The organism is Ruegeria sp. K3, assembly GCF_056531845.1.
This window is the reverse complement of the sequence record NZ_JBQFMM010000012.1, coordinates 48,959-73,304: the sequence shown is the minus strand read 5'-3', so window position 1 is coordinate 73,304 and position 24,346 is coordinate 48,959. Positions and strand designations below refer to the sequence as shown.

The 24,346-nt window shown below is 56.6% G+C and carries 22 protein-coding genes; 6 read left to right on the top strand and 16 right to left on the bottom strand.

Annotated features, from left to right (window positions below):
- Positions 1 to 36 precede the first annotated feature (36 nt).
- The 12 genes from ACR0MP_RS18860 to ACR0MP_RS18805 all read right to left on the bottom strand — a co-directional run bounded on the left by ACR0MP_RS18860 (position 37) and on the right by ACR0MP_RS18805 (position 14,207).
- On the bottom strand, positions 37 to 963 hold the full coding sequence (locus ACR0MP_RS18860; RefSeq protein ID WP_480887559.1) for a carbohydrate kinase family protein: 927 nt from the start codon (positions 961 to 963) through the stop codon (positions 37 to 39).
- 40 nt (positions 964 to 1,003) lie between these two features.
- On the bottom strand, positions 1,004 to 2,848 hold the full coding sequence (locus ACR0MP_RS18855; protein WP_480887557.1) for a family 1 glycosylhydrolase: 1,845 nt from the start codon (positions 2,846 to 2,848) through the stop codon (positions 1,004 to 1,006).
- A gap of 67 nt (positions 2,849 to 2,915) precedes the next feature.
- Positions 2,916 to 4,829 (bottom strand): beta-galactosidase, encoded by a 1,914-nt coding sequence (locus tag ACR0MP_RS18850; RefSeq protein ID WP_170407753.1) that lies wholly within the window; start codon positions 4,827 to 4,829, stop codon positions 2,916 to 2,918.
- The gene (locus tag ACR0MP_RS18845) at positions 4,826 to 5,686 is read right to left on the bottom strand and encodes an SMP-30/gluconolactonase/LRE family protein (RefSeq protein ID WP_170407757.1); all 861 of its coding nucleotides are present in this window, start codon (positions 5,684 to 5,686) and stop codon (positions 4,826 to 4,828) included. Before ACR0MP_RS18845 ends, ACR0MP_RS18850 begins: the two co-directional genes overlap by 4 nt.
- The gene (locus ACR0MP_RS18840) at positions 5,683 to 6,288 is read right to left on the bottom strand and encodes a 2-dehydro-3-deoxy-6-phosphogalactonate aldolase (RefSeq protein WP_170407760.1); all 606 of its coding nucleotides are present in this window, start codon (positions 6,286 to 6,288) and stop codon (positions 5,683 to 5,685) included. The genes ACR0MP_RS18845 and ACR0MP_RS18840 overlap by 4 nt, the downstream gene beginning before the upstream one ends.
- Positions 6,285 to 7,178: a 2-dehydro-3-deoxygalactonokinase gene (locus ACR0MP_RS18835; RefSeq protein WP_170407763.1), complete on the bottom strand. Its 894-nt coding sequence runs from the start codon at positions 7,176 to 7,178 to the stop codon at positions 6,285 to 6,287. Before ACR0MP_RS18835 ends, ACR0MP_RS18840 begins: the two co-directional genes overlap by 4 nt.
- Positions 7,179 to 7,182: 4 nt before the next feature.
- Complete coding sequence (locus ACR0MP_RS18830) at positions 7,183 to 7,950, bottom strand: SDR family oxidoreductase (RefSeq protein WP_170407766.1); 768 nt, start codon at positions 7,948 to 7,950, stop codon at positions 7,183 to 7,185.
- Entirely contained in the window at positions 7,950 to 9,659 is a 1,710-nt protein-coding gene (locus tag ACR0MP_RS18825; protein ID WP_170407768.1) for an IlvD/Edd family dehydratase, read from the bottom strand. The genes ACR0MP_RS18830 and ACR0MP_RS18825 overlap by 1 nt, the downstream gene beginning before the upstream one ends.
- A 54-nt stretch (positions 9,660 to 9,713) precedes the next feature.
- A complete protein-coding gene (gene melA / locus ACR0MP_RS18820; RefSeq protein ID WP_170407771.1) occupies positions 9,714 to 11,054 on the bottom strand; it encodes an alpha-glucosidase/alpha-galactosidase in 1,341 nt (446 codons plus the stop codon).
- Between the two features lie 22 nt (positions 11,055 to 11,076).
- Positions 11,077 to 11,925 (bottom strand): carbohydrate ABC transporter permease, encoded by an 849-nt coding sequence (locus ACR0MP_RS18815; protein ID WP_170394442.1) that lies wholly within the window; start codon positions 11,923 to 11,925, stop codon positions 11,077 to 11,079.
- Between the two features lies 1 nt (position 11,926).
- Complete coding sequence (locus ACR0MP_RS18810) at positions 11,927 to 12,853, bottom strand: carbohydrate ABC transporter permease (RefSeq protein WP_170394445.1); 927 nt, start codon at positions 12,851 to 12,853, stop codon at positions 11,927 to 11,929.
- A 94-nt stretch (positions 12,854 to 12,947) separates the two neighbouring features.
- Positions 12,948 to 14,207 (bottom strand): ABC transporter substrate-binding protein, encoded by a 1,260-nt coding sequence (locus tag ACR0MP_RS18805; RefSeq protein WP_170394448.1) that lies wholly within the window; start codon positions 14,205 to 14,207, stop codon positions 12,948 to 12,950.
- Between the two features lie 140 nt (positions 14,208 to 14,347).
- Here ACR0MP_RS18805 and ACR0MP_RS18800 point away from each other — a divergent pair, with 140 nt between their 5' ends.
- The 3 genes from ACR0MP_RS18800 to ACR0MP_RS18790 all read left to right on the top strand — a co-directional run bounded on the left by ACR0MP_RS18800 (position 14,348) and on the right by ACR0MP_RS18790 (position 17,283).
- Positions 14,348 to 15,142, top strand: coding sequence for an IclR family transcriptional regulator (locus ACR0MP_RS18800; RefSeq protein ID WP_170394450.1), 795 nt, complete (start codon positions 14,348 to 14,350; stop codon positions 15,140 to 15,142).
- A complete protein-coding gene (locus ACR0MP_RS18795) occupies positions 15,139 to 16,197 on the top strand; it encodes an ABC transporter ATP-binding protein (RefSeq protein ID WP_170407775.1) in 1,059 nt (352 codons plus the stop codon). Before ACR0MP_RS18800 ends, ACR0MP_RS18795 begins: the two co-directional genes overlap by 4 nt.
- Before the next feature lie 63 nt (positions 16,198 to 16,260).
- Positions 16,261 to 17,283, top strand: coding sequence for a trans-3-hydroxy-L-proline dehydratase (locus ACR0MP_RS18790; protein ID WP_170646941.1), 1,023 nt, complete (start codon positions 16,261 to 16,263; stop codon positions 17,281 to 17,283).
- Between the two features lie 37 nt (positions 17,284 to 17,320).
- Here the strand turns inward: ACR0MP_RS18790 and ACR0MP_RS18785 are convergent, their stop codons facing one another.
- Positions 17,321 to 17,902: a YceI family protein gene (locus tag ACR0MP_RS18785; RefSeq protein ID WP_170635849.1), complete on the bottom strand. Its 582-nt coding sequence runs from the start codon at positions 17,900 to 17,902 to the stop codon at positions 17,321 to 17,323.
- A 98-nt stretch (positions 17,903 to 18,000) separates the two neighbouring features.
- On the opposite strand from ACR0MP_RS18785, the gene ACR0MP_RS18780 reads away from it, so the two are divergent.
- From ACR0MP_RS18780 to ACR0MP_RS18770, 3 genes are read left to right on the top strand one after another with little or no spacing between them, the layout of a single operon-like run.
- Positions 18,001 to 18,525 (top strand): RNA polymerase sigma factor, encoded by a 525-nt coding sequence (locus ACR0MP_RS18780; RefSeq protein ID WP_255612221.1) that lies wholly within the window; start codon positions 18,001 to 18,003, stop codon positions 18,523 to 18,525.
- A complete protein-coding gene (locus ACR0MP_RS18775; protein ID WP_480887552.1) occupies positions 18,522 to 19,259 on the top strand; it encodes an anti-sigma factor in 738 nt (245 codons plus the stop codon). The genes ACR0MP_RS18780 and ACR0MP_RS18775 overlap by 4 nt, the downstream gene beginning before the upstream one ends.
- A gap of 59 nt (positions 19,260 to 19,318) precedes the next feature.
- Positions 19,319 to 20,398, top strand: a complete 1,080-nt coding sequence (locus ACR0MP_RS18770) for a helix-turn-helix domain-containing protein (RefSeq protein ID WP_170646940.1) — start codon at positions 19,319 to 19,321, stop codon at positions 20,396 to 20,398.
- A 172-nt stretch (positions 20,399 to 20,570) separates the two neighbouring features.
- On the opposite strand, the gene ACR0MP_RS18765 is transcribed toward ACR0MP_RS18770, so the two are convergent.
- The 3 genes from ACR0MP_RS18765 to galU form a co-directional block, all read right to left on the bottom strand.
- A complete protein-coding gene (locus ACR0MP_RS18765) occupies positions 20,571 to 21,647 on the bottom strand; it encodes a DUF2793 domain-containing protein (protein ID WP_480887550.1) in 1,077 nt (358 codons plus the stop codon).
- 180 nt (positions 21,648 to 21,827) lie between these two features.
- A complete protein-coding gene (locus ACR0MP_RS18760; RefSeq protein ID WP_170407890.1) occupies positions 21,828 to 23,258 on the bottom strand; it encodes a mannose-1-phosphate guanylyltransferase/mannose-6-phosphate isomerase in 1,431 nt (476 codons plus the stop codon).
- A 77-nt stretch (positions 23,259 to 23,335) separates the two neighbouring features.
- Positions 23,336 to 24,229, bottom strand: coding sequence for a UTP--glucose-1-phosphate uridylyltransferase GalU (galU, locus tag ACR0MP_RS18755; RefSeq protein WP_170407796.1), 894 nt, complete (start codon positions 24,227 to 24,229; stop codon positions 23,336 to 23,338).
- Between the last annotated feature and the right edge of the window lie 117 nt (positions 24,230 to 24,346).

The window sequence follows — 24,346 nt, the reverse complement described above, 5'->3', positions numbered from 1 at the left end:
TTTTCTAGCTTGAACACGGCATCGGTTTGTATACCTTCAGAGCTCCTGTGCCCAAGGCGGGTTTGCCCCCGCTCGGGATACGGTGACGGCAGCGACCTTTGCACCGTATTCAAGCGCGTCGCGAAGACTGCTTGTGGGCAAAGTGCGCAAGGCGGGTTTGTTGAGGTGACTGGTTTGGCTCAACGCGGCCAGCACACCTGCGTTGAACGTATCGCCAGCACCAACAGTATCCACGACCTTAACCTTCTGGACGGGCACGGAAACGTCCGTTCCATCAGAAAGATAGCCTGTCGCGCCATCCCCCCCTTTGGTCACGATTGCGATCGCTGGTCCTGCACGAAGCAGCAGTGGAATTTTCTCGGCATGGCTTTCGGGGCCCGGTATAATCCAATCAAGGTCTTCATCGGAAACTTTAATGATGTCGGTCTTTGCGATCATACGGTTCAAGCGGGTCCGGTATCGCGTCTGATCCTTGATAAAGCTGGGTCGAATATTGGGGTCCAGCATTACGGCACGATCCGCGCCATGACGATCAAGTGTGGCCGCGTAGGCATCGGCACAGGGTTCGCAAGCCATGCTGATCCCTCCGAAATACAGTGCGGAAACGCCCGGTAGTTGATCCGGCATGTCTTCGGGCCGCAGCATCCGGCCCGCCGTATTCTCATCGACAAAACTGTATGTGGCGTGCCCATCCCGCAATTGCACGAATGCAAGTGTCGTAGGACGGTCCGAGCGGATAACATGCGAGGTCGCGACATGGCTGATCTGCAAGGCGGCGATCAACTGTTCTCCGAACATGTCCGTAGATAGCCCTGACAGAAGCCCCGTTTGAATGCCCAAACGACCCAATGCAATTGCTGTATTGAAGATCGCGCCGCCGGAATGTGGGACAAACCCTTTGCTGCCAGAAACCGTTGGTTCGGCAATCATATCGATCAGAGCTTCTCCACAGCACAGGATCATTCCGCTACCCTTCGATCTGCCTAAAAAATGCACGGCCAAATTACCGTGCCAAGGCATTCTTACAGAAATTGTTAGCGCCAACAATGCCAAACTCATTCTGCTCCGACACATACAGGTTCATTGATCGCCGCAGTTCATCAAACCGACCTCCTGCGTTGAAGGCCCGCAGAAAATCCTGACCAAACAGCCAGCGGTTCTTTTCGGCCACCCCGCCAACCAGAAATACGCCTCCGGCGGGGATAAGAGCGACAGCAAGATCGCCCATGATGGCGCCCAGATGCTCGGTGAACATTCGCGCCGCCTTAACAGCGCAGGCATCTGAGCCGTCCTGAGCATCCTGCAGAATGTCTTTTGCCGAACGTATCATGCCGTTGGGCTGACCTTCGGCCATTCCGATCGCCTGATAGAGAACCGGTAGGCCAGTTCCGCTCAGGAACATCTCGGCCTCGATGGTGAGCGTATCGTCAAAAAAGCACTCGGGTATGATCTTGCGCGCTGCGCGGAAAACCTCGACCTCGTCAAGATGGCGCGGGGACAATCCAACATGGCCGCCTTCGCCGGAAACGGTGTGAAAATGTCCTTCAGAGTAGAGCAGGGCGCCCACACCCAGCCCGGTTCCCGGCCCGACAACTAGCCGTGTCCCCAATGGTGGAGCGGGTGAGCCCTGCAATACCTCAACATCATTCTCGGTAATCTCGGCGACTGACCATGCGGCAGCCGTGAAATCATTGATGACATAGGTATGGTGCGCGCCGGTTGCTCGGGCCAGAGCGTCTTCGGAAAGATCAAGATTGGCATTGGTCAGGCGAATGGTGCCGTCCTGAACCGGCCCCGCCCCGGCCGCGACCACAGCGCGCGGCTGTGTCCCGACCTCGTCGCATAAACTGTGTAATGCGTCTTGCAGGTCGCTTACAGTGCCCGTGGGGTGTTTGCGAAGATCGGTCAGCGCCCCCTCGGTTACGACGCCCAATCTTGTATTGGTGCCGCCGATATCGGCCACCAGATTCCAATGTGCGTGTAACCCTCCCTTGGGTCTAACCCATGGGGCCGGCTGGGCGTCACTTGTTTGGATTGTCTGCAACGCCTCGACGTCGGTCCCGGACTGAACGAAAATGCCGTGTACCAAGGTGTCGGATTCAAGTGCGTCATGCACGCGCGCCAGCGAATGCACCAAGTCATGACCCGCATCGGCGGCTACGGTCACGAATGAAGGCAGCGATTGCTCATGTGTTGTGCGCATGAGTATGTCTATGTCAGCGCCCTCTTTCACGACTACGCTGCACCAATCAATCGGCTCGGCGATGATGGAAAAATCATCCCGCCAATTTTCGGGAAAGTGGCGGGCCAATCGATCCAGCAAAGACTGCGGGTATTGCCCGTTGGTTATCGTATCAAGGATGAGCGGATCGACCTCTACACCCAGATTGGCCATCCCATAGCTCCGCATTTCCTGACGCGCCGCGCCCTGTGCAAGCAATTGATGGTGCAGGCTGCGGGCATTAGTGCGAGGGTCGCGTTCGATTCTGACGGACGGGTTCAAGGTAGAGATGTTGAATATCCGATCACCCATCCGAGCGACGATTACCTCAGAAAACGCTGCAAAATAGTCGGCCATTACTCGATTGCGCCACCCGCCGATATCCTCTAGCGCTGGGGGGATATCGTTGTGATCCAGCACGATGCATGGCCGAATGCTGTGTGCCAAAAGCTGATCAATCCGCTGCTCGCACTGATCCAATGCGCGTGCATCAGGAATGCGACCGTCTGGCATGATGTGCTGCCAACGGACTGTAAAGCGGTGCATGTCTAGCCCAGTTGCCGGTTCTGCAGGGGAAGCCGCACCAAACAGAAAGCCATTGGGAAAGTCAGAACGGGTATATTTCATTGTCGCAACCTGTTGGAGCCATGACCAGCGTCTCGCCATCTAACAGGTTATGTTAGCGGTATCTAGATTAACGTTTATATGAACCGCGCGTCCTGAACAGGACATCACATCCCTCGACCTGCTGGCCGTCCCATGTCACTGAATGCGCATTATAGTTGATCAGCACTTCGTGCGACTGCATCTCGCGCCGTCGCAGCCCTTCGGGCATCGGATGGAGCGCCAGATCCGTTTTCTGGGCCGCCATGGCTATGACGCGATCCCAAAGGGCCTCATCGGGGAACCCCGCCAAATACCAAAGACCGGCACCGCCATGCAACGCCGCAGTGCCATCTGCGAAAGAAAGCAATTTTTGCGCGGAGCCTGACAAGCGCTCAACCCAATGTTCCGCAGCACCACCCCCTTCGACAATACGGGTTACGCCGGGTGGCAAAGTTTCGATCAGATCGACATGGCTGCTGAGGCCATCAAGACCTGGGCGCCCCGAATCAGGGATCTGAAAATCTGCGGTGATTGCCCCGCTGCGCGGTCCCAGAACAGCAAGATCACACCCTTGTATTAGCCTTTGTTCAAGATCGCCTAGGGCAGCCAGGCCCGGTGCTAGGATCAGATTATAGTGCTCCTTGCCGACCTTGTCCTGAGGCACGAAATCCACCGACAACCCAGCGCGCCGCAGCGCGCGGTAGGCAGAGAATACGAGCCGGAAATAATCGAACCCCGCGCCCTGAGGCTGCGTTGTCCAGGCCCAGTCAGATGCATAATCGAAGACGATAGCAACCTGCGCATGGATAGGCTGAACCGTGCCTATCGCGGCCAGATCATCGGCGGTCTGACGCGCCTCTGCCAAACCGGGTGCTTCGTCGCCATGCGGGGTAAGTAGACCGGCATGCATCTGTTCCTGCCCAAATGGCGCTTGCCGCCAGCGGAAATAGCTGACCACTTCTGCCCCATGGGCCACCGCCTCAAGCGACCAGAGACGCACCATGCCGGGCAGGGGTGCCGGGTTGTAGGGGGCCCAGTTCACTGGACCGGGTTGCTGTTCCATGACCCACCAACGGCCTCGACCGACGGCGCGGTATAGGTCGTGGTGAAAGGCCTGCATGTCCGGATCACCCTGCTGCAGAAATGCAGTCTTGTGCGGCTCGTCCACTTCCAACCGATCCGACAGGAAGCCAATCGGATAGCTGTCCCACGTCGCGATGTCCAAATCCCTGCCTACATCGAAATGATCGAATTCCAGCACACGCCCCATGTAATTGTGCAGCAATGGTTGATCCGTTAGCGGCCGCAGCGCATCGACCTGGGCCTTGTTGAACGCCACCACTTGATCCGAACTGAACCTGCGAAACGCCAAGACGTGTGCCGGGTTGGGCTCGGTCACGGTCTGGTTCGGCAGCTCGATCTGATCGAAGCTGTTATATTCCATCGACCAGAACACATTCCCCCAGGCATCGTTCAACGCGTCGATCGAGTTGTATCGGTTCGCCAGCCAGCGGTGAAAAGCATATAGCGCCGCAGCACTATAGTTGAGCGTCGTATCGTGACAGCCATATTCGTTATCGATTTGCCAAGCGGCGATATACGGGTTGCGGCCATAGCGCTGACCCATGATCTTCGTGATCCGCTTGCATTCGTCGATATAGCCGGTGTGACTAAAGCAATAATGTCTGCGTGAGCCGAACTTGCGTAGATTGCCATCAGCATCCACAGCCAGCATGTCGGGATGCTTGTCCAGCATCCATCGCGGAGGTGTTGCCGTCGGGGTGCCCAGCACAATCTTCAGCCCTGCCGCACCCAAGGTTTCAATCGCGCGATCCAACCAGTCGAATTGCAGGTCTCCAGCCGTGGGTTCCATTCGGCTCCAGGCGAATTCGCCGATCCTGACCCATTTCAAGCCAGTCTCGACCATGCGCGCGGCGTCCTGAGCCCAGTTTTCTTCGGGCCAATGTTCAGGGTAATAGCAAACGCCAAGTTCCGGCTTCATAGTATAACTCTGTGTTCAGCTTGACCTTGCGCCACATTTGGCGCAGTGAGTGTCATGCCATTCGTCGGCGTTCTTGCAAGGGTGTCCGCGTCCAGCCCTTGGCGGGCGGTGGTGCAGAACAGTGTAGTCAGGTCATCACCACCAAAACTCGGGCACGAAGTGTGTTTGGCATCGAAGACGACAGCTTTCAGGAACTGACCGCTGGGCGTATAGGCTGCGACCCGGCTGTCACCCCATTGGGCGATCCAGATGTTTCCGGAGCGATCAACCACAGCGCCGTCAGGGTTCAGATCTTCGCTGCGCAGGTCAAGGAAGACCGCCGCTTTGCCTATGGGCCAGCCTGTCTGCGCGTCCAGTTCCCAACGCATGACCAGCTTGGTGGCGGTATCGCTGTAATAGGCGCAGGATCGGTCCGGCGCAAAGCAGATTGCATTTGAGATGGTGATATCTCGGACCAATGGCCGTAGCTCGCCATTCCAATAGCGATAGATCGAACCTGCGCCTACTTCTGCCTGTTTGCCCATGGTGCCAATCCAGAACCCGCCCCAAGGATCGGCGCGCCCATCATTGGATCGAGTCACCGGATTGTCGACCTCAAGCGGGGCGATCAAATCTTTGGCTCGACTCTCAAGCCCAAATCGCCACAGGCCGGTTTCCGACGCGATCAGCAAAGTGTCACGGTCTACCCATCCTGCGGCTGAGACATGTTCATCGAACGCCCAGCTACGCGCTTGTTCATTTTCTCGCGTCATCAGTCGTTTGCCGATGATATCGAACCAGAAAAGCTGTTGCCGTTCAGGGTGCCACAATGGCCCCTCGCCCAATTCGCAGGGGCGGTCGTCATAGACCTGACTCATCCAACGGCCTCATCATAGGCAGCAACGATTTGCCGGGCACGGTTTGCTATTTCTCCAACTGACATTCCGGGCTTATAGAGCGCAGATCCAATTCCGAAGCCGTCGGCGCTGGCCTCGATCCAGGCTCCAAAGTTCTCGGGGCCCGCACCGCCTACCGCAAAGACCTGAGCACCCGGCGGCAAAACAGGGCGCAGCGCAGCCAACCCTGCAAGACCGGCAAGCGAACCGGGGAAAAGTTTTAACCCTGTAGCCCCAGCCTGGAGCGCTGCGAAGGCCTCGGTCGGCGTGAACACACCCGGCCAGCTTTGCAGCCCAAGCGCGACAGAGCGTTGGATTACGGACACATCGCAATTCGGCGAAACGATCAGTTTGCCCCCGACATCGGCAACCGTGTCAACCTGATCGGGGGTCAATACAGTACCCGCCCCAATAAGCGCGCGGTCCCCGATTTCCGAGGCGAGAACTCGGATACTTTCCAGCGGATCGGGAGAATTCAACGGAACCTCAATCCGGTCTATGCCCGCTTCCAACAGGGCGTGACCGACGGGTATTGCCTCGTCAGGGGTCAGCCCACGCAAGATGGCGATGATGGGGCGGCTCATGCGGTTTGCCTCGTTAATGTTCGGGCCTGCGACAGACCCGCAAGTGTTGCGATTGTGGCGTCTGCGGTTTCGACCATGGCACCTTGTTGCTGCAGGGCGGTCGCGTAGGCCTTGGTCAGACTTTCCGAGCCGATGATCGCCAATTGTTGGCCCAGCCAATAGGGCCGCGATGCGGCAAGCTCGGCGCCAATCAGGAACCCTGAAAGACGGGCGCGTGCAACGCTCTTGCTTTGACCGTGCAGCAAATCAGCGGCCCGTAGCCCGAATAGGCGCGCTGCCAGCTGCTCGGGTTTCGACAGCATGTCGGCAACCGCTTCGGTAAAACTCGCGTCGTTCCAGCCCTCGTCAATTGAATGCTGCAGAACGGATTGCCCGCGCAGCAGATCAAACAACTCGCCGGTCATGAAGGTTCGGAAACTGACCACCTCTCCGGCACTGATCTGGGCCCATTTTGTATGCGTGCCGGGTAGGCAAATCACACCGTCCCAATTCTGATGCGTGCTGAGGAACCCCGCGATCTGCGTCTCTTCCCCGCGCATCACATCGGGGGGGCTGTTCTGTCTCAGCCCAGGAACGACGAAGGCCCGAATACGCGGATCGGTGTTTGGAACGCGGAAGGGTACGACCGGAATCGGCTCGGATGGAACCGCAGAATACGGGGCCTCGACCCAACCCTGTCGTGCCCCAACCATTCCGCAGGCGATCACATCTACCGGTAGCCCGGGCAGCCAATCTTCGATCAAAGCCAGCAGGGCTGCCTGAAATCCTCCGCCGGCTGTGCGGGACATACCATCTGACGACGCGGCCTGTGCCAAAACGCTATCACCTTGCATGGCCCATGCCCGCAGATGAGATGTTCCCCAGTCAACAGCGATCCACTCAACATTCATAGCGTCACCCCGTTCCTACCACGCCGCCGTCAACCACCATGCACTGCCCGGTCATTGCACGGCTTGCGCTTGAAGCCAGAAACAGGGTTGGTGCGATCATGTCTTCGGGCGTCAGATGCTCTTTCAGGCTCTGGCGATCCATATGCGCAGCCAGATCTTCGGGTGTGGCCCACATGTCCAGCTGTTTCTGTGTCAGAACCCATCCCGGTGCCAGCGCGTTGACGCGAATTTTATGTGGCCCAAGTTCACGCGCCAACGAGCGTGTCATGCCGGTGATTGCCGCATTTGAACTTGTATAGATTGGATAACCTGCGTTCCCCATCAGGTAACTGATCGAACTGAAATTGATGATCGAACCGCCTTTGTCCTTCATCTGTCGCGCGGCTTCCTGACAGGCAAAATAGTAGGCCTTTAGGTTGACTTCGATCATCCAGTCCCAGAACTCGGTTGTAGTTTCTTCAAGTGAGTGCCGCTTGTCATTCGCGGCGTTGTTGACCAGCACTTTAATCGAGCCATGGGCTTCAGCTGCTTTGGCCATGGTGGCGTGCAACAGCTCGGTATCAGTCATGTCACCCTGTAGGAACAAGGGGGCGCGGCCGTGCTTGTCACGCATCTGTTCGACAAATTCACCGGCATCTGACCGACCGATAAAGGCAACTTTAGCCCCTTGGGCCATGAACCCGTCAGTCAACGCTGCACCAACGCCCGAACCGCCGCCGGTGATATAAACAGAGGCTCCGTTGAGGTCTTGAAATGTAGCAGGTTGATTCATCAGTGGCTCTCTCTCGTCACTAGGCGCGTGTCTTTGCCCACAAGGAAATCAAGGTCCGCGCCGCGATCAGCCTGCAACACGTGGTCGATATAAAGCTTCGCATACCCGCGCGAGTAATGCGGATCGTCCGGTTGCCACAGGGCGCGGCGGGCGTCCAGTTCCTTTTCGTCGACCAGCAGCTGCAGCTCGCCCTTGCTGGCGGACACGCGAATACGGTCACCGGTTTTGACCAACGCCAACGTACCACCAGCCTGAGCCTCAGGGCTGACATGCAGGATAACTGTCCCGAATGCAGTACCAGACATACGCGCGTCCGAGATCCGGATCATGTCGCGTACGCCGTCTTTGACCAGCTTGGCCGGGATCGGCATGTTCCCAACCTCGGGCATCCCTGGATAGCCCTTGGGCCCACAACCTTTGAGGACCAGAATGGTCTCAGGTGTTACTGGTAAGTCGTCGCGGTCGATATTGGCTTTCAGATCTTCGATGCTCTCAAAAACGTATGCTTCGGCCTCGGTTTCCAGCAGTGCATCTGTGGCCGCCGAAGGCTTCACGATTGCCCCGTTGGGCGCAAGATTGCCGTGCAGAACCCGCAGGCCTGCGGCGGGTTTTACCGGATCGTCAAATGGGCGGATGACGTCTGTGTTGAAACACTCAGCCCCTTCACAGTGGGCCGAGATGTCCTTGTTCAGAACTGTTCTTGCCGGGCGCAGGAAAGGTTTGAGTTCGCTCAGAACCACTGGCACACCGCCTGCATAACAGAAATCCTCCATCAGGTATTTGCCAGAAGGCATGCAATTGACCAGCAGGGGGATTTCCGATCCGATTTCAAAGTCTTTCAACGTCAAGTCGACACCCACGCGACCTGCAAGTGCCAACAGGTGGACCACTGCGTTTGTCGATCCTCCGACGGCTGCATTGGCGAGGATGGCATTCTCAAACGCCTCCTTGGTCAGGATATCTGATGGTTTGAGGTCCTCGTCCACCATCTCGACAATGCGCTTGCCGGTCAGATGCGCCAGTGCCATGCGGCGGGCATCAACGGCAGGCAGGGCGGCGTTGGTGGGCAGCGATATGCCCATCGCCTCAACCAATGAGGCCATGGTACTAGCGGTGCCCATAGTCATGCACACACCCGCGCTACGCGACATGCCTGATTCAGCGTTCATGAAATCCTGAAGTGTCATTTCTCCGGCACGAACAGCTTCGGAAAACTTCCAGACATCAGTGCCCGAGCCGATATCCTGACCCCGGTATTTGCCGTTCAGCATCGGGCCAGAGCTAACCACGATGGACGGCAAATCGACCGAGGCTGCACCCATCAGCTGCCCCGGGGTGGTCTTGTCGCATCCACCCAGCAGGACAACGCCGTCGATACCATAGGCGCGGATCGATTCCTCGACATCCATCGCCAGCAGGTTGCGAAACAGCATGGCGGTGGGTTTCATCTGGGTCTCGCCCAGCGACATAACGGGGAATTCCACTGGAAAGCCGCCCGCCTCCCACACGCCCCGTTTCACGCCTTCGGCTAGATCACGAAGGCCCGAATTGCAGGGCGTCAGTTCCGACCATGTGTTGCAGATGCCGATGATGGGGCGCCCGTCAAAAGCGTGATCCGGAAAGCCCTGGTTTTTCATCCAGGACCGGTGAATGAACCCGTCCTTATCGAGTTTTCCGTACCAATGCTGTGAACGGCGTTTCTTGGTCATTATTGGCTCTGTCTGTCTGGCGTTGGAATTGAGTGTTTTTTGAGAAGACGAAGATTAAGCTGCGCGGGCGGGGCGGCACCAATCTGGCAGCCAATCGCCATGGGCAGAAAGCAGATCGGTGACGAGGCCGCGAATTTGGCGCAGATCCAGCTCGGCCGCAGTATGGGGATCCATCATTGCGGCGTGATAGATGTATTCGGGGTTTTCTTCGGTCAGCGCGCGAACCGTTAGCTCTTGTACGTTGATCTGGGTCCGCATCAACGCGATCAGTTGTGGCGGGATATCCGTGACCACGGAAGGCTGGACGCCATTCGAGTCAACCAGACACGGCGTTTCAACCGCTGCACCTAGGGGTAGTTGCGGAATCTGACCCGTATTTGGCAGGTTGCCGTAGGCTGTGTACGGTGTGTCTGTCACGATTGCGTTCATAAGGTCGGCGGCGAATTCATGGCTTCGGGTTACTTCGATGTTCCGACCATCTGTCAGGGTCTTTGCCTGTTCCTTCCAATTGGCCACCTGCTCGACACAGCGGGTCGGGTATTCGTCCAGCGGTATGCTGAACTGTTCGATCAGGTCATTGCGACCGTCTTTGATGAACCAAGGAACGTATTCTGCAAAATGCTCGGAACTTTCGGTGCAGAAGTATCCAAGATGGTCCATCACTTCGTACCGGACTTTGTTTGGACAGCGCGGCATTAGCAGCGGAGGCTTGGGTAAATGCCCGGCGCGATAGCCCTGACGCAAAGCCGGATACAGATCGCGGCCTTCATGCTCGAGCTTGAGGAAGAACGCGACGTGATTGATACCGGCAACTTTGTAGCGAAAGTCCGCCTTGGGGAGGTCTAGATCATGCGCCAGTTCTTCGACCGTGTTCTGGACAGAATGGCACAGGCCGACATGTTTCAGATTAGGGAAGCGCTCAGCCAGAGACCAGGTGTTGATGGCCATCGGATTCACGTATTGCAGCAGCGTTGCATTGGGGCACAACTGCATCATGTCCTGCGCGACGCCCCACAGAACGGGTACAGTGCGCAGGCCGCGCATAATGCCACCAACACCCAGCGTATCGGCGATAGTCTGACGCAGGCCATATTGTTTTGGGATTTCAAAATCTGTCACCGTGCAAGGCTCATACCCGCCAACCTGAAAGGCAGTGATCACGAAATCTGCGCCGTCCAGCGCCGCGCGACGATCCGTGTGGGTTGAGACGGTTGCAGCCGTGCCGACTGAGCGGATCATGGCCTTGGCCACAGCCTCGCTTTCAGCCAAGCGCACCGGATCGATATCCATCAGCGCAAAGTGGCTGTCTGCAAGGGCAGGGGTGAGCAGGGCGTCGCCCACGATGTTCTGCATGAAGATCGTGGAACCTGCACCTACAAAGGTGATCTTGGTCATGAGGTAAACCTCTGGTTTGACGTTATTTTACGGCACCGAGGGTCAGGCCCGCGATGAAGTGTTTCTGCATCAGGAAGAACATGGCAACCGGCGGCAGGGCTGCCACTATAGAACCGGCACTCATCAACTGATAAGCAGCGCGAAATTGCGCGTTAAAGCTGGTGATCCCGGCTGTCACGGGCTGGCTTTCGGCCCCTTGGGTCAGAACAACAGCCCAGAAATAGTCGTTCCAGATGAAGGTGAAAATCAGGACACTGAGTGCGGCGATGGCCGGTTTCATCAGTGGTAGAACGACGTACCAGAAGATTCGCCATTCGCTAATGCCCTCGACCCGTGCGGCCTCGATCAGTTCGAATGGCAGGGCGCGGATGAAGTTGCGCATGAAGAGCGTGCAGAACCCGGTCTGGAAGGCGATGTGGAATAGCACAAGCCCTGTTTTGGTGTTGTAAAGGCCCAACTCCAGCGTGAGATCGCGCACAGGGACCATCAGGATCTGGAAGGGTACGAAATTGCCCGCCACAAACATGAAGAAGATCCAGAGGTTCGATTTGAATTTGTAGATCCCCAGCGCGAAGCCTGTCATGCAACTGAGCGCAACGGCCCCGATTACCGTTGGTACGGTGATCAGGAACGAGTTCATCAAGTAACGTGGCATATCCGAATTGAAAAAGACCTGACCATAGTTGAACGCGCCCTCAAAACTGGACGGCATCCCCCAGTAATTCGCATTGGTGAAGTCTGCGGCTGGTTTGACCGAGAAAAGTGCGACCGCCAAAAGGGGCCCCAGCCATAGTAGCAGTGCCAGAGGCAACATCGCCTGATAAGTGATCTGTGCCGCACGGGGTTGTTTTTCGATCGGTTTGGGAAACATCTCAGTGCCCCCTTTCTTCGCGGTACATCGACCACAGGAAGTAGGCGATGAAGCAGAGCATAATCAGGAACAGGATCACAGCGATAGCTGCGCCATATCCCATGCGGAAGCCGTATTCGGACAGCGCGACCTCGAACATGTAGTAGGCCAGCACGCGGGACGAGCCAAAAGGACCGCCCTGTGTCATGATCGAGATCAGGTCAAAGCTGCGCAGCGCGCCGATGATTGTCACAACGAATGCGATGAAGGTTGCCGGGCGCAGCTGCGGCAGAATAATGTGCCACAGCATTCGCCCACCTTTTGCGCCGTCCAGACGCCCGGCTTCGATCTGTTCGGGGTCGACGGCGTTAAGGCCGGTGAGGTAGAGGATCATGCAATAGGCCGTTTGTGGCCATAGACCTGCGAAGATGATGCCGTAGGTTACGAAGCGCTCATCCCCCAGCACGTTCAGTGGACCGAGGCCAAAGAGGCTTAGGAATTCGTTTAGAAGGCCAAAGGTTGGGTCGTAGAACCATGTGAATACTAGCCCAACGACGACCTGAGAGATGACGAAGGGAAAGAAGAACAAAGACTTGTAGAGGCGGATGCCCCAGACCGTCTGGTTCAGGAACAGTGCAATAAACAAGCCTGCAGGGATTGCGGCCAGATACAGGATCAGCCAGATCAGGTTGTTCTTGAGCGAGATGTAGAAAGCGTCGCGGTCCACCCATTCCCAATACAGATCTTCATAGTTTCGAAAGCCGACATATTCAGCTGCACCTAAACCGTCCCATTCATAAAGAGACAGATTGAAAGACTGAAAGACCGGGATGATCACATAGACCATGAAGAACAACAGACCCGGAGCCAAAAACAGCCAGGGCGCGATGCGCTGTTGGTTTCTGTGGAACCAGCTTTCTTGCTCGGGGGCGTCAACGGCAGCGGTCATGGGCATCTCGGATCTGGTGGGTGAAGGCGGGCTGAAGCCCGCCCTACTATTGTGCAAGGTGTAGGCCGGGCTTCAGCCCGACCCTGGACAAGATTTAGTTGTCGTAGATGCGCTCGCGCGCACGTTCCAGCTTGGCCAGAATCTTGTCAGCGTTGTCCGGCTTGACCATGAATTCCTGGAAGCCTTCCATCGACACTTTTGCCATTTCCGCTGGTGCGTCGCGGTCCCAGAACTGTGCAACACCGCCGGGGCTGTTAGACGATAGCATGACAAAGCCCTGCTGCAGAAACTTGTCGTCGTCCACTGCGGATTGCGCGTTCACAGGCAACTGGCCGAGGTTTGCACCGTTGTTGATTTCGGTCTGTTCGTCCGCAGAGACTGCGAAACGCAGGAACTCACGCGCGGCTTCCTTATTCGAGGCATTGGCCGGGATATGGAACGTATCGGTCGGCGCGTCTTCAGCCAGTTCAACATCGGGGTTGATGGCGACAAACTGATAGAAGTCCAACTGATCGTCGGTTAGGCCTGCTTCACGCAGCGGAGCCACAGCGAAGTTACCCATCAGATAGGCGGCGGCCTCACCGTTGACCATAAAGGGCAGGGCTTCTTGCCAGCTATATGTCTGGTGGTTGTCAATGAATGCGCCCATGTCGATCAGCTGTTTCCAGTTGGCGAAGGTCTGCTTAACCCGGTCGTCTTCCCAGCTGATCTCGCCATTTGCGAGTTGATTGTGAAAGTCGAACCCGTTGGTGCGCATGTTCAGATAGTCAAACCAGCCACCTGCTGTCCACAGGAACTTGGTGCCGATGGTATAACAGGCGCGGCCGGAATCGACGATCTTCTGGCAGTTGGCCAGTTCTTCTTCCCAAGTGGTCGGCTCGGTCAGACCCAGCTCATCAAAGATGTCTTTGCGGTAATAAACGCCCCATTGATAGTAGGTGTACGGAACGCCCCACTGTTTGCCATCAATGGTCATCGCACCTTTGGTCGAGGCCAGATTGTCGGCGATTTCAGGTTCAGCCCACAGGTCCGAGACGTCTTCGAAAAGACCCGCTTCAACATAAGGCTTCATCCGGTTGGCTGCATACCAGGTGGCAACGTCTGGCGTGTCAGCCGTCAGGAAGTTGCGAATCTGGGTCTTGTAGGCCTCACGGTCGATCACGGTGGTTTCAATTTCCAGACCGGGATGTTCGGCCGCGAATCGCTCGATCATCGCTTCCATCGTCGCGCGCGGCGCCGGGTTGGACGTATCGAGGAAGATTCGCAGCTCGCCGGTCAGCTCTGCCGCGACGGGCGCAGCAAGTGCCACACTGGCAGCCAAAGCAGCCGCTGTGCGCTTGAACATGGAATGCATAGTTTCCTCCCTTAAGCTTCCATATTGGTCTCAAATATTGAAACCATGTTTTATATATTGAAAACTACACATCGACTCGGCTACTCTTGTCAAGACCCTCGTGCCCAAAGCCGAGGGAAAGTGGAGGAGAACAGGCACCCGTGGCAGGTGACGGAACAATAGGAAAAGCATGTGACGTGCTGGAACAGGTCGCGGCCTTCGAACGCCCGGTGCGGTTCGGGGAATTGCTGGAACGCAGTGAATTTCCCAAGGCGACGCTATACCGTTTTCTGCAGTCGCTAACCAATCAGGGCATGCTGCACTACGAACCGGAACGGCAGACCTATTCGCCAGGTATGCGATTGGTGCGACTGGCGCATTCGGCATGGACGCATAGCTCATTAGCTCCAATTGCGCGGCCTTTCCTGGACGCTCTCAGCGCCGAGACAGGGGAGACCGTGCACTTGGCGCAACTTGATTCCGGGCAGGTGCTTTATGTGGATAAGCGCAACGCGCAACGACCAATTGAGATGTATTCTGAGGCCGGCAAGGTCGGCCCGGCCTATTGCACAGGCGTTGGCAAAGCGATGATGGCCTATTTGGACGAGGCACAGTTGGAAAAGACGATCTCGCAACAAAGCTTTCATCGGTTCACTGACAAGACCTTGGCCTCGGAAAAGGCATTGCGGGCTGATCTCGTTAAGATCCGCAGCCGTGGTTACGCAGTTGATGATGAAGAGCATGAGCCTGGCATCATCTGCATTGCCTGCCCGATTCTGACTAACGGGGGCCGCATGTTGGGGGCCCTCTCGGTGACAGGATCGACTGGGCGAATGGATTTCGAACAATTGCAATCTTGGGTGCCGCGCGTCCGGCGCGTCGCTGAACAGATCGGCACAGAAGCACAGGCGTGGCGGTTCCCCGAGGGCCAACAGAATAGGATGCAAGCAACATGACAGGTGTAACCCTGAAAGGCGCGATCAAACGGTATGGCCAGACGCAGGTCATTCACGGGATTGATCTGCAGATTGAAGATGGTGAGTTTTGCGTATTCGTGGGCCCCTCGGGCTGCGGCAAGTCCACGCTTTTGAGGATGATCGCGGGTTTGGAAGAAACCTCGGACGGGGAAATCCATATCGGCGCACGTGAAGTCACGCATGTGGATCCTGCCAAACGCGGAGTGGCGATGGTTTTTCAAACCTATGCGCTCTATCCCCATATGACCGTGGCCGAGAACATGGGATTTGGTCTGCGGATGAACGGTGTTGCCAAGGCCGAGATCGATCAGAAGGTTCAGGAAGCGTCAAATATTCTGAAGCTCGACCAATATCTTAAACGCAAACCCAAAGCATTGTCGGGTGGTCAGCGTCAGCGGGTCGCGATCGGGCGTGCCATTGTGCGCGGCCCCGAGGTTTTCCTGTTCGACGAACCGCTCTCGAATCTGGATGCAGAACTTCGCGTGGAAATGCGGGTTGAAATTGCGCGGCTTCATCAGGAAATCGGTGCGACGATGATCTATGTTACGCACGATCAGGTTGAGGCGATGACCATGGCCGACAAGATCGTGGTATTGCGCGACGGTCGGATTGAGCAAGTGGGAGCCCCTATGGACCTGTATCGCGACCCCGACAATAAGTTCGTGGCGGGTTTCATCGGGTCTCCTGCAATGAACTTCCTTGAGTGCGATGTCGTGGACGGCATGGTGCGGCACCCTGCACTTACTGATGATGTCCCGGTCACCGAGAGCGTTCCCAAAGGAGCGACGAAAGTAACATTGGGTATTCGCCCCGAGCATATTCAGGTGGATCGAAACGGTGACACCTGCACAGTTGATCTGACCGAAGCGCTCGGTGGTGTTTCATATTCTTATCTGCTGACGCCAAATGGCGATAAGCTGATTGTGGAAGAACGGGAAGACCAACGCAGTACGACCGGTGACCGCATCGGGCTTTCGGTTCGTCCTGAGCGTGCGATGCTGTTCGATCCCGAGACGGGTCAGCGGCTGCGATAGGGCTTGCCAGACCGGATCTGTTTTGCATGACTGCGCATTATCTATCGGCTTTTCGGAGGCTTTATGCGCAGTTCCAAAACCATCCATGTAATCTCGGCCCATGCTGAAGGCGAAGTGGGCGACGTTATCGTCGGTGGTGTCGCTCCGCCTCCGGGAGAGACGATATGGGACCAAAGGACCTTTATCGCTGAAGACCAGACATTGCGGGATTTCATGCTGAATGAACCTCGCGGCGGTGTCTTTCGCCATGTGAATCTTCTGGTTCCACCAAAAAAACCCGAGGCGGATGCAGCGTTCATCATCATGGAACCAGAAGACACGCCACCGATGTCAGGCTCCAACTCGATTTGTGTCTCAACGGTTCTGTTGGACAGTGGCATTCTTCCGATGCACGAGCCTGAAACCCATCTGACATTGGAAGCCCCAGGAGGGTTGATCCGCGTCCGCGCCGAATGCCGAAATGGCAAGGCCGAACGTATCTTTGTGCATAATGTGCCAAGTTTCGTCGACAAGCTGGATGCTCGGATCGAGGTTGAGGGCATCGGGACGTTGCGCGTGGATACCGCGTTTGGTGGCGACAGTTTTGCAATTGTCGATGCCGCCGATCTGGGTTTCGAGCTTACCCCTGATGAAGGGGCTGATCTTGCAAGGATTGGCGCGCGTATCACCGATGCTGCCAATGAGCAGCTTGGCTTCGATCACCCTAGTAAAGACTGGAGTCACATTTCGTTCTGCCAGATTGCAGGCCCGCTCGATCGTCAGGGCGATATTCTCATCGGACGTAATACTGTCGCCATCAAACCGGGTAAGCTGGATCGTTCACCTTGTGGCACCGGTGCTTCAGCGCGGATGGCGGTTTTGCTGGCCAAGGGAGAAATGACGATGACCGACCGCTACCACGCGCGTTCAGTCATCAACAGTGAATTTCGCTGTCGTATCGTAGAGCGGCATGATCTGAACGGCCGCGTGGCGATCACCCCGGAAATCTCGGGGCGAGGCTGGATTACGGGTACGCACCAGCACATGTTGGACCCCGATGACCCATGGCCTGGCGGCTATCGCCTAAGCGACACTTGGGGGGCATAAGCCGGGGCCAAACTCGACCCCGTACTTTTCTTAGGTTTCAACCTTCGAGACTGAACATCAATCGTGCGGTCACCGGTACGGTGCGGGTGATGCTGGGTAGTTGCGCCAACTCCATCAGCTTGTCTACGCCTGCCGAAACGCCCGCATCCTCGGTGCTGATGAACACCATGTCGTTGGTTGAAACCATGACGGTATCTTCGGCCACACGCAGGACAAACATATCGGTGTAGAATTCCACCTCGGTCCCCGCCAGAGCCAGCTTCGCATCCACCTCAATCGTGTTACTGGCCCCCACATCCAGTTTCGACACTTGGTCCATATCAATATTCGCGCTCAATGTCGCGGTCGCGGCCTTGCGAAACACATACTCGATCATCCTTTCGTTACGGATGTCGATATTCGTTTCGACCGACGACAGATCGATATCGATACTAACCTTGCCATCTTCGCTGACATGACCCGAAAGGTTGGTGAAAGAATTGACCTCTCCAACATCATCGATCTTGACCGTTCCATAAGCCAGATGAGACGCATCCGGGTTTAGTGTCCAATCTGCAGCCAGACCCGGGCCTGCAATAATAGCCGACGCAATCGTGATTGTTTTGAACAGAAGTTTCATTTCTTTCCTCCAGGATCTATGACAGTTCTGACCAAGCGGGCCCGGTCCCATGTCAAAGCAAACACACACAGGTCGCGTTTTATTCGATGAGTGTTGAGATGAGCACCGAACAAGCCGTGCGCGGCGCAATCCAGACCCACTCGAAACGGGTCTGGCGGTTTGGGCTGGCTTTGTCGGGTGCGTCGGACGTTGCGGATGATCTGTTGCAGGCGACGGCATTGCGTGCGTTGGAGAAGCACCACCAGGTCACCTCGTATGAACGGCTGGACAGTTGGCTGATGACGATCTGCCGTTCAATCTGGCTGAACGAGATACGGGCGCGATCCGTAAGAAAGGCGCAGGCGCTTTCAGTCACGCCCGAGGCGGAATTAGTCGCGACAGGGCCTGATTCAGAAACGAATATTTTCGCCGCTCAGGTGTTTACTCAAGTGATGCAGCTGCCAGAGGCGCAACGTGAAACGGTGATGCTTGTGTTTGTCGAAGGCTACAGCTACCGCGAAGCTGCGGATATGCTGGACGTACCCATCGGCACAATCATGAGCCGGCTTTCCAATGCCCGGCAGAAACTGAAAACCGTTATGCAGCACGATGCGGCTGACACCGTGCAACGGAGTGGCAAATGAAGTTTTCCGACGAAACACTTCTGGCCTATCTGGAAGGCAGCCTCGATGAGGCCGAAGCCCGCGCCATCGAAGACGCGGTGGCCGAGGATTCTGCACTCGAACACCGTCTCATGGCGCTCGACCCATTTGCCCAGGTTGTGCAGCAGGCTTTTGAAGGCATTCCAACTGAGGCGCCTTCGATCGATCTGCCCATTCCGAGCGCTCAACAATCCAATGCCGGACCGCTCCGTTTGCTGGCGGTCGCAGCCTCAGTTGCTGTTATTGCTGCGTCTGCAACATTCTGGGCCACGCGACCACAGGCATTGGGCTGGGCGGAGCAGGCTGCGATCTATCAATCGCTTTATTCACCGGACACGATTGCCGATCTGGACAATTCTCAGAAAACGCTGGACGCGCAGTTTGTTCAGGCCGAGGCTCAGTTGGGTCGTTCACTGAACCGGGACGTGTTGGAAACTCTGCCGGGCCTTGATCTGAAACGTGCTCAGGTACTGTCGTTCAAAGGTAAACCTTTGGTGCAGGTGGTCTTTGCTGACACCCAGGGTAATCCGGTGGCGTTTTGTGTGATCCGGCAAGGCGCGGGAGCACCGGTCAAGGATGTGAATCTTGCGGTGCTCAGTGGTCTTGCGACAGCGACATGGACGAATGATGGCTACGGCTATATGCTGTTGGGTGGCGATGCGCAAACTGACCTGAGTGGAGAACTAAATGTTTTGACCGAGGCGTTTTCAGGCTGAGCGACAAGAATTCGCAAAACCACTTGTGAACCGCGGTAAATGCCCGAAGAATACCCGACATGAAGCCGAACCCTCAGATACCGGACCCGGATGATGAGGCCTTGGAAGAAGGGCCGCGCAGCATCTATGACGCCGATCCGCCGGAAGACGACGATTTGTGGTTCCTTCCGCCCGACGGCGAAGAAGACCCGGGAGAATTTCTGCCCTCTGTACCGAGACCGGACCAGCGTTTGCTGTTTGACCCAAGGGACTGGCGTGCGGCCCAATCCGAGTTATCGGCTGAACTTGCCGATCTGGCCGTCACATTTGGAGCTCTGGATGAACGTTTGCGCGCGGGTCCCAAGGGGTGGGGTCACCGTCTGGCCCTGATGGAGGTCTCGGATCTGGGCTGGTGGACGGGCGACCGGATCAGCGTCGACCGCCTTGCGCTTTGGACCGGTTTGCGGATCGGAGCAACCGGTGATGATGTGCAGGCTTTGTATCGGGCGGGATGGGCAGTGAGGCGGCTGTCGTCGGGTGCTGCGCCATCAGAGGGCGGCTGGGATGCGGGGCTGACCGCTTTTCTAGACCGTCAGGCCCAAGGTTTCGAAGATACACCCGAAGCAGTGATTGATCTGGCGGAAACCATGCGAAATGTCGCCGGTTTGCACCCGGTTACCCAGGCCGCCATCGGATTTCACGCGTGGCGCGCGTTGTCTCCTGGCATCGGACAGGATACCGAGGCCGCGGTCATCGCGGCCCGCCATGCCGCCGCGATGGGTCGAGGTGGCGCATTGTTCATGCCGCTTTCTCTGTCGGGCCCAGGTGCATTGCGGGGGGCAGGATCGTTGGACGAGAAACTTTCGGCCTGGATTCAGGGGGCAGGCCAGGCCTCACTTGCGGCTTTGCTGCATTTGGACCGGATCAGCGCTTGGGAAGGGCGCGCCCGCGACGCCATTTCGGACCTAAGCGGTCGAACCCCACCCGTGCTGATTGATGCATTAACGGCTTGGCCGATGGTTTCCGCCCCGCTGGCCGAAGAACTGACCCATGCCTCGCGTGCAGCGGCACAGCGAAATCTGGACAAATTCAGCGATAGGGGGCTAATCCGCGAAGTAACCGGGCAGGGTCGATATCGCGTATGGACGGCGGCCTTATAACTGGCCTTGATCTGCCGCTTTCACAAAGAGTTAAATGATAGGGTTGTTAGCTGGGTTCCTGGTATCGATCTTGGGTACAGGATAAGACAGATCTTTGCGTGTTGTCTGGATCGGTCAGAAACTAATTTGCAAGAACGATAACCGTCCGGGCGATGGCCCGAACGGTCTTTATTCAGTACCAACGTCCGACTGCGATCACTGTTGGCGCTATACTGGTAGCGTCCAAGGATGGAGCCATCACCTGATACGTCGCTTGAGTTTCTGAAGGTGCGTCAAACCCCATAAATCGGCCAATACCGCCGCCGTTCCCGCTGAGAGCGGGAGAACTGCTGTCAGCAAAGGCAATAGGGAAATCCCAATTGGCGGTACCGCTGGCGAACATACTACCAGTTGCGGTCGTGCAGGCCATCGCACTTAGAACGGCGGTGCAAATCTGGGTTCCGTCAGCAAAGCGCGTGTAGTCACCATTTGCATTGCTGCCCCTCTCGATCACCGCTCCGCTGGGTACACCGCTGCTTTCGGATACGGTGCCCAGCACATTGCCCGGTCCGTACCCGTAATCTGCCCGCATCAGGCGACCCGAGGTGGTGTCATCGGCGCTGCTTTGCACAGCCGCTCCGCTGGCTGTTCCGGTTGTGGCGTCAAGCCGCAAAGCATCGACCCAGCTTCCGCCATCCTGCGAGACCTTGATTGAAAAATTTGTATCGCCGGATAGGCCCATTTCGGCACGGCCGGTCCAGTTCGATTGAAACAGCAGCGAGGCAGTATCACCGGCACCAGCCTTGTTGATCTTGAGTTGGTGGCCAGCGCCCTCATGCGTCAACAAGGTGGCAGGGCTACGTACGGCCAGACGGTTTGTGCTGTCTGATCCGGTTGCGATGCCGATCCCGGAAAGGTTCTGTGTATTGACCGGCTGGTCGATCCACGCCGACCCGTCCCAGACTTTCAACAGCCCTGCATTTTGATCCCAAGCCCGCCAGCCCATGCCGGGCGTCAAGAAATGCCACCCGTTGTCCAACCAAGCCGCCAGTTTTCCATCCTGTCCGGACCATGCCCCGATCGGAGACGTGCCCAATGCATAGGTTTCACCTTGATCAGGAGCAGCTGGTGGGATCGTCGCGTTAACGGACGCAACGCTTAGCTGCACCACCAGATCTAGCGCACGCAGCGCTTCGTTATGGGTCACATGTTTTTGGGCCTGCGCGGGTTGCAGATAGGGCACATTTAGACGGGGAGAGTTCTGTGGCATGGGCATCCTCCAGTGGTGTCGGTCCGATGATGATTGCGCGCCACACTGCCGTGATGTGCGTAAATCCCGCCTGACCCAGCCGAACGCCCAGGTTTCGAATTTTTAAGATTTGGTCTCAGAAATATGGAGACATCTGCCTTGCAGATGCCCCAAACTTGGATCAGTTCTTGAAATCAGATCTCAGTCACGCGCATAGACATCTTCGTAGCGAATAATGTCATCTTCACCCAAATAGGTCCCGGTCTGCACCTCGATAAGAACCATTGGCACTTTGCCTGGGTTTACCATCCGGTGCACGGCCCCGAGCGGCACATAGACGGATTCATTCTCAGACACGAGCTGTACCTTGTCGTCAATAGTCACCTCGGCGGTGCCTTCCACGACAATCCAATGCTCGGACCGATGGTGATGCGATTGCAAGCTCAGCGAAGCGCCGGGGTGGACGTGAATGCGTTTGACCTGAAACCGATCGCCGATGACGAGGCTTTCGAACCATCCCCAAGGGCGATGATCAACGGGCAATGCTTCCGCCTGCTTGGCGCCTTTTGCCTTCAATGCTGCGACGGCCTGCTTGACGTCTTGCGCCCGGTCCATGCTGGCGACCAAAACCGCGTCAGGCATAGCCACGGTGATTACGTTCTCTAACCCCATTGCAACAACTTCTTGCGCGGGCGATTCAGAACGCACCAGCACGTTTCGACAATCTATGGCGGTCACTTCGCCGGCAGTTGCAACGCCGTCCGGATCGGGGTTGCTAAGCTCTTGTACGGCAGACCAGCTGCCCACGTCTGACCACCCGGCGGCATAAGGGACAACGCTGAGATTGTCGGCCTTCTCCATAACCGCATAGTCGATAGAGATGTCCTGAACCGTCGCCCAGGCCTCGGGATCTAACCGCAGGAAGCCCAGATCACACTGCGCATGCGCAACCGCCTTCTGAACGGGCGCAATTAGATCATGTGCATGCTGGTCGAACGCCTCAAGGATATCTCGGACTGCGAACAAAAAGATGCCCGAGTTCCAAAGATAACTCCCTTCAGCCACCATTGCCTTGGCGTTTTCAAGATCGGGTTTTTCAACGAACCGGTCAAGTTGCACAGAAGCGCCTGACGAGTCCGGTGCTTGGGCGAGCTTAAGGTAGCCATATCCGGTTTCGGGTCGGTCGGGTGTGATCCCAAACGTCACCAGATCTCCACGCTCGGCTATTGTGCGGACCCCTTCGGCGACGGCCGCATGAAAGGCCGCACTGTCTGGAATGACGTGATCCGACGCGGCCACCAGCATCATCGCGTCGGGGTCAGTGGATGAAAGGTGCAGGGCAGCGGCCAGCACTGCAGGTGCAGTATTGCGTCCTTCGGGTTCGATCAAGATCGGACCCGGATCGACTCCGATGGCCATCAATTGTTCAGGGACAACAAAGCGGAAAGCCTCGTTGGTCAGGATCAGAGGTTTGGCGTAAGGCGTGTCGGTCGGGCCTTTCAACCGCTCGGCACATTGCTGCAGCAGGCTGGTTTCACCAATCAGCGGAACAAACTGTTTGGGGTAGCTTTTACGCGACAACGGCCAAAGCCGAGTACCGGATCCGCCACATAAAATTACAGGATAGACCATGCTCACGGTGCCTGCCCCTTCTGAACCTTTTAGCTTAAACTATTGAATTGAAATCGGAATAGCTGACACAACTAGGCCTACTGCGCGGCCCGATCAGAGGCTACGACTTCATGCAGATATTGGTTTAGGTCGTCGCGCAGATCATCGCGGGCCAATGCGAACGAGACCGTTGCTTGCAGAAAGCCAGCCTTTGAACCACAATCGAACCGCTGTCCATCAAACTTGTAGCCAAAAACAGGAACACCATTGCCTATATCCTCGGCAATTGCGTCGGTCAGTTGGATTTCGCCGCCACTTCCCTTCTTTTTCTGGTTCAGATTGTATAGAACCGAAGGACCTAAGATGTAACGACCGATCACCGCTAGATTGGATGGCGCGTCCTCGGGTTTCGGTTTTTCAACCATTCCTTTGGCACGGACAACCGTTCCAACATTCTGGCCGGTATCCAGAATACCGTAGGAGCTGGTTTTTTCGTTGGGAACTTCCATCGCGGCGACCATGTTGCCGCCGGTTTCCTCATAGGCTTCGACCATCTGCTGTAGGCAGGGTTTGTCGGCGGCAATCACATCGTCGGGCAGCATCACGGCAAAGGGTTCATCCCCGATCAGTCGACGGGCGCACCAGACCGCATGCCCCAATCCCAAAGCCTTGTGTTGACGGATATAGGCAATTGCTCCGCTTTCCATATTGGTTGCGTTCAATACTTCAAGCAGTTCGTCTTTGCCCTTGGATTTGAGGTCCTGCTCCAGCACGAGATTGTGATCGAAATAGTCCTCAAGCGCTGATTTTCCGCGCGATGTCACGAAGATGAATTCAGTGATCCCGGCCGCACGCGCTTCGTCGATGGCATATTGGACCAGTGGACGATCAACCAATGTCATGATTTCCTTTGGCACCGACTTTGTCGCCGGAAGAAACCGAGTGCCCATTCCCGCTACGGGAAATATCGCCTTGGTGACTTTGCGTACCATACTACCTCACTAATTCTTTATATTGCCGACGACTCTCGGTGATGCCGGAGCCCCACATATAATCTAAAATCCTACCAATCAATCGCACCCGGCTGGTCAGTTACGGGTTCGCTGGAA

What these genes read in the sequence shown, in the direction of transcription:
- ACR0MP_RS18860 (WP_480887559.1), bottom strand. Translation starts at nt 963, where the DNA reads ATGATCCTGTGCTGTGGAGAAGCTCTGATCGATATGATTGCCGAACCA.
- ACR0MP_RS18855 (WP_480887557.1), bottom strand. Translation starts at nt 2,848, where the DNA reads ATGAAATATACCCGTTCTGACTTTCCCAATGGCTTTCTGTTTGGTGCG.
- ACR0MP_RS18850 (WP_170407753.1), bottom strand. Translation starts at nt 4,829, where the DNA reads ATGAAGCCGGAACTTGGCGTTTGCTATTACCCTGAACATTGGCCCGAA.
- ACR0MP_RS18845 (WP_170407757.1), bottom strand. Translation starts at nt 5,686, where the DNA reads ATGAGTCAGGTCTATGACGACCGCCCCTGCGAATTGGGCGAGGGGCCA.
- ACR0MP_RS18840 (WP_170407760.1), bottom strand. Translation starts at nt 6,288, where the DNA reads ATGAGCCGCCCCATCATCGCCATCTTGCGTGGGCTGACCCCTGACGAG.
- ACR0MP_RS18835 (WP_170407763.1), bottom strand. Translation starts at nt 7,178, where the DNA reads ATGAATGTTGAGTGGATCGCTGTTGACTGGGGAACATCTCATCTGCGG.
- ACR0MP_RS18830 (WP_170407766.1), bottom strand. Translation starts at nt 7,950, where the DNA reads ATGAATCAACCTGCTACATTTCAAGACCTCAACGGAGCCTCTGTTTAT.
- ACR0MP_RS18825 (WP_170407768.1), bottom strand. Translation starts at nt 9,659, where the DNA reads ATGACCAAGAAACGCCGTTCACAGCATTGGTACGGAAAACTCGATAAG.
- melA (WP_170407771.1), bottom strand. Translation starts at nt 11,054, where the DNA reads ATGACCAAGATCACCTTTGTAGGTGCAGGTTCCACGATCTTCATGCAG.
- ACR0MP_RS18815 (WP_170394442.1), bottom strand. Translation starts at nt 11,925, where the DNA reads ATGTTTCCCAAACCGATCGAAAAACAACCCCGTGCGGCACAGATCACT.
- ACR0MP_RS18810 (WP_170394445.1), bottom strand. Translation starts at nt 12,853, where the DNA reads ATGACCGCTGCCGTTGACGCCCCCGAGCAAGAAAGCTGGTTCCACAGA.
- ACR0MP_RS18805 (WP_170394448.1), bottom strand. Translation starts at nt 14,207, where the DNA reads ATGCATTCCATGTTCAAGCGCACAGCGGCTGCTTTGGCTGCCAGTGTG.
- ACR0MP_RS18795 (WP_170407775.1), top strand. Translation starts at nt 15,139, where the DNA reads ATGACAGGTGTAACCCTGAAAGGCGCGATCAAACGGTATGGCCAGACG.
- ACR0MP_RS18790 (WP_170646941.1), top strand. Translation starts at nt 16,261, where the DNA reads ATGCGCAGTTCCAAAACCATCCATGTAATCTCGGCCCATGCTGAAGGC.
- ACR0MP_RS18785 (WP_170635849.1), bottom strand. Translation starts at nt 17,902, where the DNA reads ATGAAACTTCTGTTCAAAACAATCACGATTGCGTCGGCTATTATTGCA.
- ACR0MP_RS18780 (WP_255612221.1), top strand. Translation starts at nt 18,001, where the DNA reads ATGAGCACCGAACAAGCCGTGCGCGGCGCAATCCAGACCCACTCGAAA.
- ACR0MP_RS18775 (WP_480887552.1), top strand. Translation starts at nt 18,522, where the DNA reads ATGAAGTTTTCCGACGAAACACTTCTGGCCTATCTGGAAGGCAGCCTC.
- ACR0MP_RS18770 (WP_170646940.1), top strand. Translation starts at nt 19,319, where the DNA reads ATGAAGCCGAACCCTCAGATACCGGACCCGGATGATGAGGCCTTGGAA.
- ACR0MP_RS18765 (WP_480887550.1), bottom strand. Translation starts at nt 21,647, where the DNA reads ATGCCACAGAACTCTCCCCGTCTAAATGTGCCCTATCTGCAACCCGCG.
- ACR0MP_RS18760 (WP_170407890.1), bottom strand. Translation starts at nt 23,258, where the DNA reads ATGGTCTATCCTGTAATTTTATGTGGCGGATCCGGTACTCGGCTTTGG.
- galU (WP_170407796.1), bottom strand. Translation starts at nt 24,229, where the DNA reads ATGGTACGCAAAGTCACCAAGGCGATATTTCCCGTAGCGGGAATGGGC.